The organism is Klebsiella sp. M041 (genome assembly GCF_059759695.1).
On sequence record NZ_JCAXWU010000018.1, the window covers coordinates 35,994 to 51,794 of the forward strand.

Here is a 15,801-nt window from a genome sequence, read left to right on the forward strand (position 1 = left end):
GGTTCTCCTGTCAGAATCCGACGCCGCGCAGGTAGCGCAGGCTCTCCGTGACCGCCTGCAGGCTGCCTGCGGCATGGCGCGGATCACGCTCTTGTTCAATGGTTATCCAGCCCTGATAGCCGCGGCGGGCAAGAAAATCGTTAATGGCCGGGTAGTCAATGGCGCCGCTGCCGAGCGGGCACATCACCCCTTCGGCGCAGGCGGTGAAAAAGTCGATGCCTTCGGCGACGGCGCGCTGGTAAACCTGCGGATCCACATCCTTGAAGTGCAGGTAGTCGAGCCGCGCGTAATAGCGATCCAGCCAGGTGAGCGGATCCATTCCGGCGTAGTAGAGATGCCCGGTATCCAGACACAACCCTGCCACGTCGTGCGGGATAGCGTTGGCCAGCCGCTCGATTTCATCGGCAAATTCGATGCAGCCCCCGGCGTGGGGATGGATAACCGCCCGCACGCCGTACTCCCGCCAGGCGAGGGTGCTGAGGGCGGTAATGTGCGCCATCATCCGCTGCCAGTCTGCGTCATTGAGGCGCGGAGCCAGCGCGCTGCGTCCGGCAAAGCGCGCCCGCTCGGGGTTGCCGAAGTCGATAATCACCAGATAGGGCGGCTGGAAAGGGTGCCCCGGGATGGGGGCGGCGGTCGGAACCTGCGACAGATTGCGGCAGATTTGATGGGTCAGCGCCTCCAGAGTGGGATAATGGTCTTCGCTCACCAGATCGTCAAAGATCGTCCCGGCGACCAGCGACAGCTGATGCTGTTCCAGCGCCGCGCGCAGGCTGCTCGGGTCGGTGGGCAGGTAGCCCCACGGGCCGAGCTCGATGCTGCGATAGCCGGCCTGCGCCGCCTCCTTCAGCACGGTAGTCCAGGCGGGAAGGTCAGGGTTTTTCGGGTCATCCACGCCCCAGCTGCAGGGGGCGTTGGCGATAGGATAGGTCATGTCGGCTTCCTTTTATCACAGGGGATGCCGCTGAGTATTGAATGAAAATTTCATGGTCAACAATATTGGAATGATAATTTTATGATGGCCATCATGATTTGTATTGAGGTTGTTTTTGATAGTTATTTATCAAAATGAGTCCAGGCGTGGTCCAGGCGTGAGGCCGCCCCGTCGGCGACGGGGCGGGCGTTTACATATTTTCTTTGGTGATGATATCGAAAGGCTGAGGGTGCGAAATCACTTCGCTGGGCGGCCGCGAAACGGCTTCCGTCATGGCGCGAAGGGTGGCGGCGGCAAAGTCATCCAGCCGGTGGTTGAGAATGACATCGATGGTGCCATCGATCAGGGCCAGTTCACTGTCGCTTAGCGGGCCATGGCAGACCAGGGTGACGGCCTGCTGGCGGCCGCTGTCGCGCAGCGCCCCGACAATCCCTTCAATGCCGCCGCAGGGAGCATAGATCGCCTGCAGGGCCGGGTACTGGCTGAGCAGCTGTTCCGTTACGCTTCTGGCGACATCCGCCCGTTCATGGCTGCGAACCGGCTCAAGGATCTGCTGCCCTTTACCCTGCTCGCGCAGACAGGAGCGGAAGCTGATCTCACAGCTTTCCTGACAGGTAAAACGATTATCGCCAATGATAATGGCTATTTCGCCTTCGCCACGGCATAAACGGTCGATAAACCATGCGGCGGTGCGCCCGGCTTTTTGGTTATCGAGGCCGATATAGCCGCTGCGCTGGGGAACCGACAGATCCGAAAGCAGGGTGAATACGCGAACACCGCGGGCGGCGGCCCGGCCCACCGCATGGCGAATCAGCGGGTGATCCAGCGCCACCAGGCCGAGCACCTCCACCTCATCGCTGAGCCGGTGAATGGCCTGGGCCATCGCTTCCACCGCATCAATGGCAAAATGCAGGATCGTCGGCGTCTCGCCCGCCGGCAGCCACGGCGCGGCCTCTCTTGCGAGCGCCCTCGCCAGCGGCAGGTAGAAGGAGTGGGTCTCCTGCAGCAGAATAAAGCCCATCCTGACGGTAACCGGCGCTTTGCCGGCGGCCAGGCGATAGTGCGGCTGTTCGAGGGTAAACCCCAGCCGCCGGGCGGCCTCCAGCACGCGGTACGCGGTAGATTCTTTCACCGCCGCGCGTTTGTTGAGTACCCGGTCGACGGTGGCCACGCCGACGTTGGCTTCGCGCGCAATGTCGGTAAGCGTGATTTTGCTGGCGGATTTTTTCACTGTGATGACCATTGAAAATGAGCGTTATGATAGAAACTATCATGGTAACGCTGAGCAGAACAACGGCCATCTGCGTGCCACGGCACAAGCCTGCACCCCTGCAGCGTAAAGTGTGACGGGTATACACAGTCTGTGATCAAAAGCGACTACCCGTTCTGGCATTGCTGCTATGCTATTGAAATAAAATTAATAATAAAGGCAGTGTCTCCTCTGTCGGTTAAACCGTGCGCAAAGTCGCTCCGGGTGGGCGTCGCTGGGCCAGGAACCGACTATACTTGCCGCGCACGCGCGTAATGACGGTTACTCGATTATTTTTGCTATCACTTTATGCCAGCGTCAGGGCTGCACTGAATGATGTGCCGTTCCGCGCCGGGAGTGGGTCGGTTTGGGGCCTGTATGTTATTAAAAGAACTGGCTGTTTTTGATGTATTAAGCACCCCGATCTGGGTAGTCCATCCTTTTACAGAGTGTGTGGTCTATGCCAATCAGGCTTCCCGGACGCTGAGCGGCGATATGTCGCTGAATGAGATGCGCAACGGTATCTATTCCACCTGCCCGGAAACGCAGCTGCAGCATTATTTGCGCTATCTCGACGCCATGACTGAGATATTTGAAGTCTGGACGCTGCAGACCGCCAAAGGGTTGCAGTCGGTATATTGTAAAACCACCCTGGTGGAGACCGAGGACAGCGGCACCTTACTGTTATTCGAAGCGGTGAAGCTGCTCGCGCAAAATCAGTCGATTCATACCGGCTCCCGCCGCTACCAGCGGCGGAACAATGGCTTTTTTGCCCGCTTTTTTATGACCAATACCGCACCGATGCTGTTGATCGATCCTCAGAAAGAGGGCCGGATTGTCGATGCCAATATTGCCGCGCTGCGCTTTTATCATTATTCCGATGAGGAAATGCGCACCAAACATACCTGGCAAATTAATACCCTGGGCCGGGATGTGATCCCCATTATGAATAATATTGCCAATATGCCCGGCGGGCATAAGCCGCTTAATTTTACTCATATTCTGGCTGACGGTTCGCTGCGCCATGTTCAAACCTATGCCGGGCCGGTGGTGCTGTATAATATCCGGCTGATGTTATGCATCATTCACGATATCACTGAAGAAGTGCATCTGAAAAAAGAGCTGGAATTTTCCGCCGCCCACGATCCCTTAACCGGACTGTTAAATCGTCGCGAATTTTACCGGCTCGTCGACGCGCCGTCGTTTATCGCCCATGGTTTTTGTCTGTTGTTAATCGATATCGATCATTTCAAGAGTATTAATGATATTCACGGTCATCAAAAAGGCGATGAAGTTCTGCTGGTGATCTCCCGCATTCTGGAAACCTCGGTGGACCGTGAAGATAAGATATATCGCTGGGGAGGCGAGGAGTTTCTGCTCTTTTTGCCCCATTCGCCGATCGCCCGCGCGCTGATGGTGGCGGAGGCGATCCGCCAGGCGGTCAGCGAATATCAGACGCTGTCGGTCACCGTCAGCATTGGCGTCGCCGAGCATCATGATGGCGAAGCGATTGATCAGCTGTTTTACCGCGTCGATAAAGCGCTGTACGCGGCGAAAAATGACGGGCGCAACCGGGTAACGCGCATGCCTTTTGACAGTGCGGAACTGTTGCGCAATAGCGGTGGCGCAGCCTGATTCGCGCTCGCCGACTATACTGAGGATGAGCCAGCCTGCTGTAACGGGTGGTAATAAGATTAGCCTGTGTTTGAGGTGGCAAACAACGTATGGTGCGTCTTCTCGTTCTGCTGTCGGTAGTCTCTCTTTCTGCGCCGACGACGCTGGCGGCGGACGGGCACGCGATTAAACAACGTGCCGATGCGGTATTGACCTTGATGAGTTATACCGTGGTTCCCGACGTGACCGCCAGCGATCTCAACATCGGTTCCGGGAGCAACGATAAACACAACCTGACCATCACCCAGTTTGGCGGCGGGGCCACCCTGAGCGAGTCGTTTCCTCTTTACCTCGAAGGCACAATGGGCTACAGCCGTTACGACCCGCGATTCGTCGTCAGCAATGGCCAACAGACGCGGAATGTGCCGACCAAATGGAACAGTCTGACCACCACCGGCGGCGTCGGCTGGGATTTTTCGCTGCACCGGGACAGCCTCGGAGGTAACCTGGTGCTGCGGCCGATCGTCAATGTGATGCTCGGCACCCTGGCCAGCGATGTACGCCTTGGCCGCTGGGTCATAGAGCGAAAAACCAACGCCGATCTGCAGTTTCTTGACGGCGGACGCTTCAACGCCTGGGGGCTGGGCGGGGCGCTGATGCTGGATTATGAACGCTTCTCCGCCACCCAGGATATTGATGCCGAACTGCGTTACTCCTATATGCGTCTGCAAAGTTTCGGCAGCAGCGGCGAGGTGGTGCAGGGCGAAGCCAGCGCGGAGAATCTCGGCCTGTATCTGCGCCGCCGCGCGCCAATCGCTGACTGGACGCTGCTGGGCAACCCGTTGCGCTACGTGCTGGAGGGCGCGCATACTGAATTTATCGGCGACCAGCGAGGGGCGCTGGGTTTTACCGGTTTGACCTCCCTGGGGGTTGGTCTCGAACTGGACAGCAGTAAATACCCGGTCTTTATCACCCGTACCCGGCTGGTGGCGCGCTATATGTTCGGCAATAACACCACGGGCTATGGCGTCGGCCTGGCGATGAGTTTTTGAATGCCATTAACCCAGCCGCCGCCGGCCAGCGCCTTCTCCCTTTTGGAGAGGACCAGGGCGAGGGTCAATCCTGACACCACACCCGCTCGCCGTTCACCCACGTCTCGCTGATATTGCGCTCATCGCCCAGGGTCATCAGTACGAACAGCTGCTCATAAATATCATGGCAGCGGCCCATCCGCAGACGCTGCAGCGGAGTGACCGCCGGGTCAATGACCACAAAGTCGGCCTCTTTGCCCGGCTGAAAATTGCCAATCTTCTCTTCCAGCCGCAGGGCGCGCGCCCCGCCGAGAGTGGCGTGATAGAAGGCCTCGCTGGCGCGCAGGCGATAGCTCTGTAGTTGTCCTACCTTGTAGGCCTCACCCAGCGTTCGCAGCATGCTGAAGGTGGTCCCGGCCCCGACGTCGCTGCCGATGCCCATCCGCACCCGGTGCTGCCAGCAGGCGGGCAGGCGGAACAGCCCGCTGCCGAGGAACAGATTCGAGGTCGGACAGAAGGCAACGGCGGACCCGGTGTCATACAGGCACTGCCACTCGGCATCATCAAGATGGATCCCGTGCGCAAATACGCTGCGTTCGCCGGTGAGCTGGTAATGATGATAGACATCCAGATAACGTGCATGCTCCGGCCACAGCTGTTTAACCCAGGCGATCTCCTCCCGGTTTTCACTGAGATGCGTCTGCAGCCAGGTATCGGGAAACTCGGCCCGCAGACGCTGCACCGCCTCCAGCAACGCCGGCGTCGAGGTGGGGGCAAAGCGCGGGGTGATGGCATACCCCAGCCTGCCGCGCTGATGCCAGCGGCGGATCAGCGCCCGGGTCTGCTCGTAGCTTTCCCCGGCGGTTTCGCACAGATAGTCGGGCACATGGCGATCCATCATCACTTTTCCGGCGATCAGGCGCATATTGAGGCGCAGCGCTTCGCTGAACAACGCCTCCACCGAGGCCGGATGCAGGGTACAAAACACCAGCGCGGTGGTGGTGCCATGGCTAATCAGCTGATTGACAAAAAACTGCGCTATCTCCTGGGCATACTCCGCGTCGGCAAACTGGCTCTCCACCGGGAAGGTGTAAGTGGTAAGCCACTCCAGCAGCTGTTCGCCAAAGGCGCCGATCATTTCGGTCTGCGGATAGTGGACATGGGCATCGACGAACCCCGGCAACAGCAGCTTACCCCGCAGGTCAACATAGCCCTTCAGCGGATGCAGAAAGGCTTCACCCTCCTGCCATGGCAGCAGCGTAACAATTTTCCCGTCCTGCAAGAACAACAGGCCATCATTGAGATAGCGGGCCTGGGCGGCTACCTCATCCGGCGTCTCCGCCACGCCGGCGATATCAAAAAATGCACCGCGCACCGCGGTCTGGTAATCCATCATCGAACCTGCCTTCTTTTAACGCTCAGGGAATAGTGATAAACAGCAAGATTGGTGCCAGTTTGCAGCCTGCCGCGGCCAGTCGCCGCGGCAGAAGGGGAAGGTTACTCTTTTTGCGCCACCGCGCCGGAGCGGAAGGCGGCTTTCGCCTCCACTTCACGCTCGTCGCGAGCCAGCCAGCGGTAGGTGGTCGCGCCGAGGAAGACGCCGATAAACCAGCTGAAGTTCGCCACTTCGTGCAGGGCCGGAATAAAGCTGATAATCAGCCCCAGGCCCACCGACGGCAGCAGGGCGGCAATGGCTTTCGGGTTAAAGCCGTTGCGGTACCAGTATTTACCCTTCGGCGTATCGTCAAACAGGTCGTCTACCGACACCCGGCCGCGTTTGATCAAATAGAAGTCGGCGATCAGGATGCCAAACAGCGGGCCAATAAAGGCGCCCAGCACGTCGAGGGTATAGTGGATCAGTTCCGGTGAGTTAAACAGGTTCCACGGCGTCAGAAGTATCGACCCCACCGCGGCGATCATCCCGCCGGCGCGGAAGCTGATTTTCTGCGGCGCGCAGTTGGAAAAATCGAAGGCCGGCGAGACAAAGTTAGCCACGATATTGATGCCGATGGTGGCGGTGATCATGGTCAGCAGGCCGATGGCCACCGCCAGATCGTTGCCCACGCGGCTGACGGTTTCAATCGGGTCGGTGATCATTTTGCCGAACAGCGACTGGGTGCCGGAGACAATCACCACGGTGACCACCGAGAACAGCAGGAAGTTAAACGGCAGACCCCAGCGGTTGCCGCGGCGGATCTCGCCCATGCTTTTGCCGTAGCGGGAAAAGTCGCCGAAGTTAAGCAGCGGCCCGGAGAAGTAGGAGACGACCAGGGCCGTGGCGGTGATCATCTGCCAGGTCTGCTCTCCGGCGCTCAGGGATTTGCTGGCGAGGGTAAAGGAGATCCCGTCGAGACCGGTCTTGTATACAATCCAGCCCGCCAGGGCCAGCATCACCACATAGACCGCCGGACCGGCGATGTCGATAAAACGCTTGATGGCGTTCATGCCGTGCCAGAAAACCATCGCCTGCAGCAGCCACATGGTGGCGAAGCACAGCCAGCCGAGCGTCGACAGCCCGAGGAAACTGCTGCCGGTCAGCGAGGCAAGGGAGGGCCAGAACTTGAGCAGGACCAGCATCAGGGCGTTTGCCGCCAGATAGGTCTGAATACCGTACCAGGCGAAGGCGATCAGCCCGCGGATCACCGCCGGGATATTGGCGCCGAAGACGCCGAACGCCTGGCGACAGATCACCGCGTAAGGCACTCCGGCCATCTGGCTGGGCTTCGCCACCAGGTTAGCGCACAGCTGTACAATACAGATGCCCACCAGCAGGCAGAGCAGAACCTGCCAGCTGGCCAGCCCAAGCGTAAAGAAGCTTGCCGCCACCACGTAGCCGCCCATGCTGTGCACGTCCGACATCCAGAATGAAAAGATATTGTACCAGCTCCAGTTCTGGTCGCGGGTGGGCGCCAGATCGTCATTACATAGCCGCGGACTGTAGCCGGCGGCCGCCTCGTGAGTCTTCGTCTGCTGCGTGTGGGATGAATGTGGCATGAAACCTGCTCCTCTGAATGAAAACCCTTTTGATATGGATTGCTGAGGCTATTGCAGGATCCAGGCCAGAATGATGAATCTTGTATACAAAAAATAAATTTTATGTATACGATCTGCTATCGATAAGTGAAACCGGAGTGGGTTAATGAATAATGAACATCGTCTCCAGGCCGCGCCAGCGCTGCAGGATAAGGACGAAAGCATTTACCAGGCGCTGATGACGGCTATCGTCGAACATCAGCTGCCGCCGGGCAGTAAACTGCCGGAAGAGGCGCTGGCGGAAGTGTTCGCCGTGAGCCGCACCGGCATCAGAAAGGTGCTGCAACGACTCGCCGCTGTGCAACTGGTCACGTTAACGCCCAAACGTGGTGCACACGTCACCAGCCCGAGCGTGGAAGAGTCCCAGGCGATCTTTCGCACCCGGGCGCTGCTTGAGGTCGCTAATCTGCCCGATGTGATCGCGCGCTGTCAGCCGCCGCATCTGGCGGCGCTGGAGAACATTATCCAGCGTGAACAGCAGGCCCATGAGGCGCACGACGGCCCGGCGGCGATCCGCCACTCCGCTGACTTTCATATTCAGCTGCAGGCTATCTCCGGCAACCCGGTACTCACCGAGATGGTGACCCGCCTCAGCCAGCGCTCCTCGTTAGTGATTGCCGCCTGGGGCGCACCCTGGCGCCAGGGCTGCCGTTGCGACGATCACCAGCAGCTGGTCGGTTTGCTGCGGGATAAAGCCCTGCAGCCGCTTAGCGAGGCGTTGATGCACCATTTTGATCATATTGTCGCCAGCCTGTGCTTCGAGCGCGATGGCGTCAGTCTGCCCGATTTTTCCCGGCTGTTCGCCGGCCACAAGGAGTCGTGATGTCTTCCGTTTGTATACAAGTGATCAACCCCAACACCAGCCTGGCGATGACCGAAACGATAGGCGCCGCCGCGCGTGCGGTCGCCGCGCCGGGCACCGAGATCCTTGCGGTCTGTCCCCGCGCCGGCGTGCCGTCAATAGAGGGCCACTTTGACGAAGCCATCGCGGCGGTCGGCGTGCTGGAGCAGATCAGGGCCGGACGCGAGCAGGGGGTGGATGGGCATGTGATCGCCTGCTTCGGCGACCCGGGGCTGCTGGCGGCGCGCGAGCTGGCTCAGGGGCCGGTGATCGGCATTGCGGAAGCGGCGATGCATATGGCGACGATGGTCGCCACCCGGTTCTCCATTGTGACCACGCTGCCGCGCACGCTGATCATCGCCCGCCATTTGCTGCACCAGTACGGATTTCATCAACATTGCGCGGCGCTGCACGCCATTGATTTACCGGTGCTGGCGCTGGAAGACGGCAGCGGCCTGGCGCAGGAGAAAGTGCGTGAGCGCTGCATCCGCGCGCTGAACGAGGACGGCAGCGGGGCGATTGTCCTTGGCTGCGGCGGGATGGCGACGCTGGCGCAGGAGCTGACCCGCGAGCTGCGGGTGCCGGTGATCGACGGCGTCAGCGCGGCGGTGAAGATGGTCGAGTCGCTGGTCGCGCTGGGGCTGGCGACCAGCAAGCACGGGGACTTAGCGTTCCCGGAGAAAAAAGCGTTAAGCGGACAGTTTCAGTCGTTAAATCCATTTTAAAAGGGGCAGGTGATGGTTGAGAACCAGGAACACTATCCTCGCGATCTGCGAGGTTATGCAGGGCAGCCGCCGCACGCGCGCTGGCCGGGCGGGGCGCGGATCGCGGTGCAGTTCGTCCTTAACTATGAGGAAGGCGCTGAGAACCACGTCCTGCATGGCGATGCGGGTTCGGAACAGTTCCTGTCCGATATTATCGGCGCCGCCAGCTACCCGGCGCGCCATATGTCGATGGACTCGCTCTATGAATACGGCAGTCGGGCCGGGTTCTGGCGCATCCATCGCGAGTTTAGCCAGCGCGGGCTGCCGCTGACGGTCTTCGGCGTGGCGATGGCGCTGGCGCGGCATCCGGAGATTGTGGCGGCAATCAAGGCCGCGGATTACGATGTGGTCAGCCACGGCTGGCGCTGGATCCACTATCAGCACATGGATATCGCCGAGGAGCGCGAGCATCTGCACAAAGCGGTGCAGGTGCTGACCGATCTGTTCGGCAAGCCGCCCACCGGCTGGTATACCGGCCGCGATAGCCCCAACACCCGCCAGCTGGTGGTGGAGCACGGCGGCTTTGACTACGACAGCGATTATTACGGCGATGATTTACCTTTCTGGAGCGAAGTGGCCTGCAGCGACGGCAGCCGCCGACCGCACCTGATCGTGCCTTACACCCTCGACGCCAACGACATGCGCTTTGCCACCGCCCAGGGGTTCAACACCGCGGAGCAGTTTTATACCTACCTGAAAGACAGCTTTGACGTGCTGTACGCCGAGGGGGAAACCGCGCCGAAGATGATGTCCGTGGGGATGCACTGCCGGTTGCTGGGACGTCCTGGCCGTTTCCGCGCGCTGCAGCGTTTCCTTGACTATATCCAGCAGCACGACAAGGTATGGGTCTGCACCCGGCAGCAGATCGCCGACCACTGGCGCGAGGTCCATCCGTATCGCGGGTAGCTTGCTGCCACTCACCAGGCCCTCTCCCCAGGGAGAGGGCATCGCCCGAACGCGTCTGTTGAACCGGTTCACCAGGATGTATTTTGATTATTGAATAAGCATGGCGAGGAGTACCAGGCACAACAGCAGCACATAGATGCGTGCATACCATACATCTGGTACTGCAGGGATAGCCCGGCGGCTAAACATTATCCCGGCCCAGCCGGTCAGGACGAGCAGGACCAAAATTTTCAGGCTGATAAACCCAAGAAATCCGTTCAGCGGAATGCTGTGCCAGCCAATGACGGCATAGGTCACAGCCCCGCATAGCGCCACGGGCAAAGAAAGCGGGTTGGATGCGCTAACGCACTCCTGCATCGCATACCCGTGTCGCCGTAGCAGGGGCACCGTCATGACGCTGCCACCCACGCCCAGCAATGCGGCAATCATGCCGATAACCATACCGCCGCCAGTGACCACTGGCAGGGACAGGCGACGCCGAGCGCTGCCCGTGAAAAAACCTTTGCGCAACAAACAATCGCTGATGGTTGCCAGCATATAGAGAATAAACAGCGCGCGAACGATCTTCTCGCTCAATATCCCTGCCAGACATGAGCCGACCACCGCCCCAATGGCAATAAACCATAACAACGGGAACAGCGTCTGCGCGGCAAGCTTGCCAGCCCGCCAGTTTCGATAGCTGACCCAGCCGGCGTTAAATATCATCACCGCCGTTGAGGTAGCCACCGCGACATGCATGGCGTTTCCCGTGAGTTCCGGCTGCCGAAGCATCAGTTGATAGACAAATGGCACCACCACAAAGCCGCCCCCGAAGCCGAACAGGACTGTGGTAATGCCGGTCGTAAAGCCAGCCAGCGCAATAATAACGATCTCATTCAAGAGAGTATCCCCGACCTGAAAATGAGCGAGCAGCTTATACCGGTCGCGTACGGCTTCCCATTTGCGTAGCGCTCAATTACCTTTGTAAATCGGTCAAAGGGAGGCAGGTGTGCGCAACGTAAAAATTGACGAAGTCGATCGGCTCGATCGCGAAGTGGTGGCGTTAGGTAATGACTATGCGCAAGGGTTTATCCTGCCACCGCACCAGCATCGTCGCGCACAGCTACTGTATGGCGCGACCGGACTGATGTATGTCACCACTCAGGACGGAGAATGGGTGGTTCCTCCGCAACATGCTGTCTGGATCCCTCCTGAAACTGTGCACGCCGTCAGATTTGTGGGGGTGACCACGCGTAGCTTATATATTGAGCCAGATTATGTGACCGCTTTCATTAAACACCGTCGTTGCGAAGTGATCAGCGTCTCGCCGCTGTTGCGCCAGCTACTGCTTGAGGCTGTGGATTTGCCACCGTTGTACGACAGCCCACGCGATCGTATGCTGATACAGTTGATGTTGCTGGAACTGGCTGCCATGCCGGTCCGCGAATTTGACATTCCGTTGCCGCAGCATCCGGCGCTGCTGGCGCTTTGTCAGGCTTTTTTGCTTAACCCCTCTATCCATGATCCTGCGGCGCGCTGGGCCAGGGCGCTGTTTATGAGTCCTAGTACCTTTCGCCGCCATTTCCTGAAGCAGCTGGGCCTGTCATTTTCCGCCTGGCGACAGCGAGCCTGTGTGGTGAGTGCCATGGCATGGTTGATAGCAGGGAAACCGGTGAACGAAGTGGCATTATCTCTTGGATACGACAATGCGTCCTCTTTCGCCACCATGTTCCGCCGCGTGACCGGGCAGCCGCCATCGTTTTATCACCCAGCCTGATGCGTCGGGGAAGGGGGCTCCCGGCAGCATGGGTCGGAAATGAATGTCACTTTATATGGCGTTGCTATGCGTTAACGCAGTCATAAGATAGACAATCCTGGTATGCCTGGCTTGCGTCTTCAGGTACCCCAACATTTAGTGGTGGCTACCTCGATGCGGTTTATCTATTCTGCCTGTAACCATGAGAAGACCGGAATCTCTCTTTGTGAACCATCTAATCTTTGAAAAAGTCATCATCATCTTCATTCTCGTCCTGTGGGTATTCGATACATTCAGAACCAGGAAAAGAAAACGTTATGATCCTGCCATTGAAGCGGCTGATGCCAGAGAACGTTATCAATGGCGTTATTTCAGATGGGGTTTTCGGATCATACAAGTGGTAGCGGGAGTGTATATCTTCGTACAGCTGATTCAGGTTTTACTGAGATAGAGGCCGCCGGCAGGGGCGACTGAACATAATCCGTGTCAGCGACACGTGTTCCTGTTTTTCGTTGAGAGCTGAGAACTTGCCAGCATATAAACGGGGTGTTTTTAGTTTGTAACATTTTAAACAACAGCATATGTGACCCTTCAATGATGCAAGTAATACTGGTTCGACACGCGGAAACAGAGTGGAATGTAAAAGGTATTATTCAGGGACACAGTGATAGCGCCTTGACGCTTCGTGGGGAGCGTCAAACAGCAGCCTTGCTGGCAGCGTTTGTAGCGAGTGATTACCGGGTAGAATGTGTTTACGCTTCTCCGCTTGGCCGGGCCTGGCAAATGGGACAGCGCCTGGCGGAGAGTTTTTATTGTTCACTGATAGCTGAACCAGCTCTGAAAGAACAGGCTTTTGGTCAGTTTGAGGGCATGACAAGCGTAGAGCTCCTGCAGAATAATCCAGACGCCGCAGAAGCGTTATTCAACCTTGATGCAGAGTATTGTCCGCCAGGGGGGGAGTCTCTCTCACATGCTTCGCAGCGAATTATGCATTTTTTATCCAATCTGGAAAAAAAACATCATCATCGAACAATATGTCTTGTGTCTCACGGGCAGGTCATTCAGGGCGTGCTTGCGATGCTAACAAGCGGAGCTGTGGATGATTTTCACAGGTATGCGCAACCCAACGCGAGTTACTCCGTTTTCGAGCTGGTTAATGGAAGGTGTTCCGCCCTTAGATGGGGGATCGCGACACATTTACGTCACCTGGATTGAACAGTCTGACTTACCCCAAATTCCTGCTATTCATGTTTGCTGTTCTTCCTCAGTTTGTCGTTCCCGTCGCGGGTCCGGTCTGGTTGCAATTGCCTGTTCTGGGGAGTATTCAAAAGCGGGCTGGAATGGTTTCCCTGGGTTCAGTCGCGATGGCATCAGGAATGTTTGTAAACGGTCCTAAACACCCGGGCGTTATCCAATGGCAGGAGCGGTGTACAGGCGTTGTCATCCGCATGATGTTTAGCGGGGCCGGCATAGTATCGACATCCGCCCGTTAAGGTATACACAACCGGTAAACCCGCTGTCCGCTTCTCGTTCAGACTGAAACGTAACCTCAGTTGGTTCGTCCGCTCTGTGCAAGGAGCGGACATGTCAATCTCAACCCGATGGCAAGCTCACCGGGCATGACATTATGCTTCAGCGGCGTTGTAACGTGCTTCCAGCTTATCCAGAAAGCCAAAAAGCGCTTGATTCATTTCACTGTAATCGTGGGCCCGGAGCGCTTCAGGCGTGTCAACGAAACGGTAGTCTGCTGCACGGCTCAGGTCTTTCTCAGAATGGGCGATCAGCCGTTCTACAACGTCCAATGTGAGCTCCATATGGCACTGGAAACCAAAGACGCAGTCTGAATAGGCAACGATCTGCCGGGGACAGCCTTCGCTGTAAGCGATAATTTTGGCCGCCGGCGTCAAGCCTGGCATGTCGTTATGCCAGTGACCCACTGCCAGTGTTTTCCCAAAGTGAGAGAACATCTCATCCTTTCTGCCGTCTTCGGTCAATGTGATCGGGAATTTACCAATCTCTTTTTCCGGGCTATGAGAGAACGGCGCGCCCAGCGCTTCACCAATGAGCTGTGAACCGAGGCAGATACCGATCACCGCCTTACCGGTTTTAACCGCGGAAGCAATCAGCGCCTGTTCCGCTTTAGCATTAAAGTGCGGGCACGCTTCAAGCGTTGTGTCCGGATCTTGCGGACCGCCCATCACGATAAGAAAATCGATGCCTTCGGCGTCAGCAGGTAGCCGATCACCTGCATAGACGCGTGAGTAAGTTACATCATGACCTTGGTTTATTGCCCAGGTTTCATATGCGCCCGGGGCTTCAAAACTTTCATGTACGATAAAGTGTACACGCATGAGGTTAAGCTCCTGTAATATCTTTGACGATCAGAATGATAAGTCACGCACCCATTGCCTAAGGCTCTACTCCGGGTGGTTCCAGTTTCGATATGATAAATGCAGGGGCTAAATCTGAAATGCCAGGTAGTATAGATAAAGCGCCAAGACATGATGAAGCCACAGGCTGGTCCAGTACTGCGATAAGCTATCAACGTGGTGAGGTAGATCCTCCCCATCATCATGTTGAGGGGCAGCTACTCTTCGCCACCAGAGGGGTGATGCTGGTGCAAACAGAGAGTGACCGTTGGGTGATCCCTCCTCAGCGGGCATTATGGCTACCGCCTCTGCATATCCATAGTTACCATCTGCTTTCACAAACCGATCTCAGGGCGATCTATTTCAGCAGTAGCCTTATCGCAGAATGTATGAGCTTTACGAAGAGTCAACAGGTGCATGTGATCACGGCTACGCCGTTAGTCAAAGAACTTATCGCAGGGCTGTTCAGTGAGGACTACGCCAGACCGATTCAACGGAAGATAGCGTTGTTGCTTCTGGAAATTCTCAGCGAGGCGCCACCGTTAACGATGGCGCTTCCCATGCCGAATGATGAGCGATTATTCAGCGCGGCCAGATCGCTACTGGTCAATCAGCGCTGGGAAGCATCGTTGAGCGAGCTGGCTTTTATGTCGGCCATGTCGGAACGGACCTTTTCCCGATTGTTTATGAAGGATACAGGCTTTAGTTTTCGAACATGGAAGCAGAGAGCCAGAATTTATGCGTCGTTGGATCTTCTCGCGAACGGCGTTCCAATCAAACAGGTCGCTTACCAGCTTGGTTTCTCATGCCCGGCGGCATTTACCGCTGCTTTTCGTTCCATTCTTGATTCAACGCCGCGCGATTTTGTGCCTTAAACCGGGAAACCATATCCGTTTTTTGCTCATCGCAGCCGTTCGGATATGTTGCACGGGGAGCCATCTGCGAGGAACAGAATCACCGTAAAATCCCTGGGGAAGAGAATGATATTTATCCCAGTATTTAGTGATGGTTGTGGGAGGGCGGTTCAACTAGGCTGCCATTATATGAGCAGAATGAGACAGCCTTTAAGCATGGCCGTTTTTTATAGAGCCACACATTATTGAATCCAGGTCCGAAAAGGGCTACTGACCCACAAAAGAAAGGATGCACGAGATTGCGCTATGCGTATTGACCTAGTCTGCATAGGCGAAAGCAGTTTTTACCCGGGCCTGTATGTTGATGAGAAGGGAATTCTGCAGCAGGTAAACCCTTCAATTACGATAAATGACGTTAAGGTGACTTGCCGTTGCTGCACGCACACTTATATTGGTGAACCTGTAGCCTGG

15 protein-coding genes and 1 pseudogene are annotated in these 15,801 nt (G+C 57.1%); 10 read left to right on the forward strand and 6 right to left on the reverse strand.

What is annotated here, in order from left to right; translation table 11 throughout:
• Positions 1-10: 10 nt before the first annotated feature.
• Together AC6CWS_RS21020 and AC6CWS_RS21025 are read right to left on the reverse strand one after the other, a co-directional pair.
• Complete coding sequence (locus tag AC6CWS_RS21020) at positions 11-934, reverse strand: TIM barrel protein (RefSeq protein WP_065883659.1); 924 nt, start codon at positions 932-934, stop codon at positions 11-13.
• Between the two features lie 190 nt (positions 935-1,124).
• Positions 1,125-2,165, reverse strand: coding sequence for a LacI family DNA-binding transcriptional regulator (locus tag AC6CWS_RS21025; protein WP_032429163.1), 1,041 nt, complete (start codon positions 2,163-2,165; stop codon positions 1,125-1,127).
• Between the two features lie 396 nt (positions 2,166-2,561).
• Here AC6CWS_RS21025 and AC6CWS_RS21030 point away from each other — a divergent pair, with 396 nt between their 5' ends.
• Both AC6CWS_RS21030 and AC6CWS_RS21035 read left to right on the forward strand, forming a co-directional pair.
• Positions 2,562-3,818, forward strand: a complete 1,257-nt coding sequence (locus tag AC6CWS_RS21030; RefSeq protein ID WP_032452941.1) for a sensor domain-containing diguanylate cyclase — start codon at positions 2,562-2,564, stop codon at positions 3,816-3,818.
• 89 nt (positions 3,819-3,907) lie between these two features.
• Positions 3,908-4,849, forward strand: coding sequence for a hypothetical protein (locus AC6CWS_RS21035; protein ID WP_065883661.1), 942 nt, complete (start codon positions 3,908-3,910; stop codon positions 4,847-4,849).
• A gap of 64 nt (positions 4,850-4,913) precedes the next feature.
• Here AC6CWS_RS21035 and guaD read toward each other — a convergent pair whose 3' ends face one another.
• Positions 4,914-6,224 carry a guanine deaminase gene (gene guaD, locus AC6CWS_RS21040; RefSeq protein ID WP_065883663.1) on the reverse strand — a complete coding sequence of 437 codons (1,311 nt, stop codon included), beginning with the start codon at positions 6,222-6,224 and terminating at the stop codon, positions 4,914-4,916.
• 101 nt (positions 6,225-6,325) lie between these two features.
• Complete coding sequence (locus AC6CWS_RS21045; protein ID WP_050534083.1) at positions 6,326-7,822, reverse strand: NCS1 family nucleobase:cation symporter-1; 1,497 nt, start codon at positions 7,820-7,822, stop codon at positions 6,326-6,328.
• A 145-nt stretch (positions 7,823-7,967) separates the two neighbouring features.
• Here AC6CWS_RS21045 and AC6CWS_RS21050 point away from each other — a divergent pair, with 145 nt between their 5' ends.
• From AC6CWS_RS21050 to puuE, 3 genes are read left to right on the forward strand one after another with little or no spacing between them, the layout of a single operon-like run.
• Complete coding sequence (locus AC6CWS_RS21050) at positions 7,968-8,684, forward strand: GntR family transcriptional regulator (RefSeq protein ID WP_002905523.1); 717 nt, start codon at positions 7,968-7,970, stop codon at positions 8,682-8,684.
• Positions 8,684-9,427 (forward strand): allantoin racemase, encoded by a 744-nt coding sequence (gene hpxA / locus AC6CWS_RS21055; RefSeq protein WP_044523385.1) that lies wholly within the window; start codon positions 8,684-8,686, stop codon positions 9,425-9,427. The genes AC6CWS_RS21050 and hpxA overlap by 1 nt, the downstream gene beginning before the upstream one ends.
• 12 nt (positions 9,428-9,439) lie before the next feature.
• Positions 9,440-10,372, forward strand: a complete 933-nt coding sequence (gene puuE / locus AC6CWS_RS21060; RefSeq protein ID WP_004202535.1) for an allantoinase PuuE — start codon at positions 9,440-9,442, stop codon at positions 10,370-10,372.
• An 87-nt stretch (positions 10,373-10,459) separates the two neighbouring features.
• Here the strand turns inward: puuE and AC6CWS_RS21065 are convergent, their stop codons facing one another.
• Entirely contained in the window at positions 10,460-11,251 is a 792-nt protein-coding gene (locus AC6CWS_RS21065; RefSeq protein ID WP_032452938.1) for a sulfite exporter TauE/SafE family protein, read from the reverse strand.
• Positions 11,252-11,360: 109 nt separating this feature from the next.
• Between AC6CWS_RS21065 and AC6CWS_RS21070 the strand changes: the two genes are divergently transcribed.
• The 4 genes and pseudogenes from AC6CWS_RS21070 to AC6CWS_RS21085 form a co-directional block, all read left to right on the forward strand.
• Positions 11,361-12,128 carry an AraC family transcriptional regulator gene (locus tag AC6CWS_RS21070; RefSeq protein ID WP_065883665.1) on the forward strand — a complete coding sequence of 256 codons (768 nt, stop codon included), beginning with the start codon at positions 11,361-11,363 and terminating at the stop codon, positions 12,126-12,128.
• Between the two features lie 205 nt (positions 12,129-12,333).
• A complete protein-coding gene (locus AC6CWS_RS21075) occupies positions 12,334-12,558 on the forward strand; it encodes a hypothetical protein (protein ID WP_065883669.1) in 225 nt (74 codons plus the stop codon).
• A 143-nt stretch (positions 12,559-12,701) separates the two neighbouring features.
• The gene (locus tag AC6CWS_RS21080) at positions 12,702-13,322 is read left to right on the forward strand and encodes a histidine phosphatase family protein (RefSeq protein ID WP_074442677.1); all 621 of its coding nucleotides are present in this window, start codon (positions 12,702-12,704) and stop codon (positions 13,320-13,322) included.
• Positions 13,316-13,600: pseudogene (locus AC6CWS_RS21085) on the forward strand (LysE family translocator); the annotation flags it as partial. The gene AC6CWS_RS21080 and the pseudogene AC6CWS_RS21085, both read left to right, overlap by 7 nt.
• 132 nt (positions 13,601-13,732) lie before the next feature.
• Here AC6CWS_RS21085 and AC6CWS_RS21090 read toward each other — a convergent pair.
• Positions 13,733-14,458, reverse strand: a complete 726-nt coding sequence (locus tag AC6CWS_RS21090) for a type 1 glutamine amidotransferase (RefSeq protein WP_065883671.1) — start codon at positions 14,456-14,458, stop codon at positions 13,733-13,735.
• A 92-nt stretch (positions 14,459-14,550) separates the two neighbouring features.
• Here AC6CWS_RS21090 and AC6CWS_RS21095 point away from each other — a divergent pair, with 92 nt between their 5' ends.
• On the forward strand, positions 14,551-15,351 hold the full coding sequence (locus AC6CWS_RS21095; RefSeq protein WP_175393105.1) for an AraC family transcriptional regulator: 801 nt from the start codon (positions 14,551-14,553) through the stop codon (positions 15,349-15,351).
• The last annotated feature ends 450 nt before the right edge of the window (positions 15,352-15,801 follow it).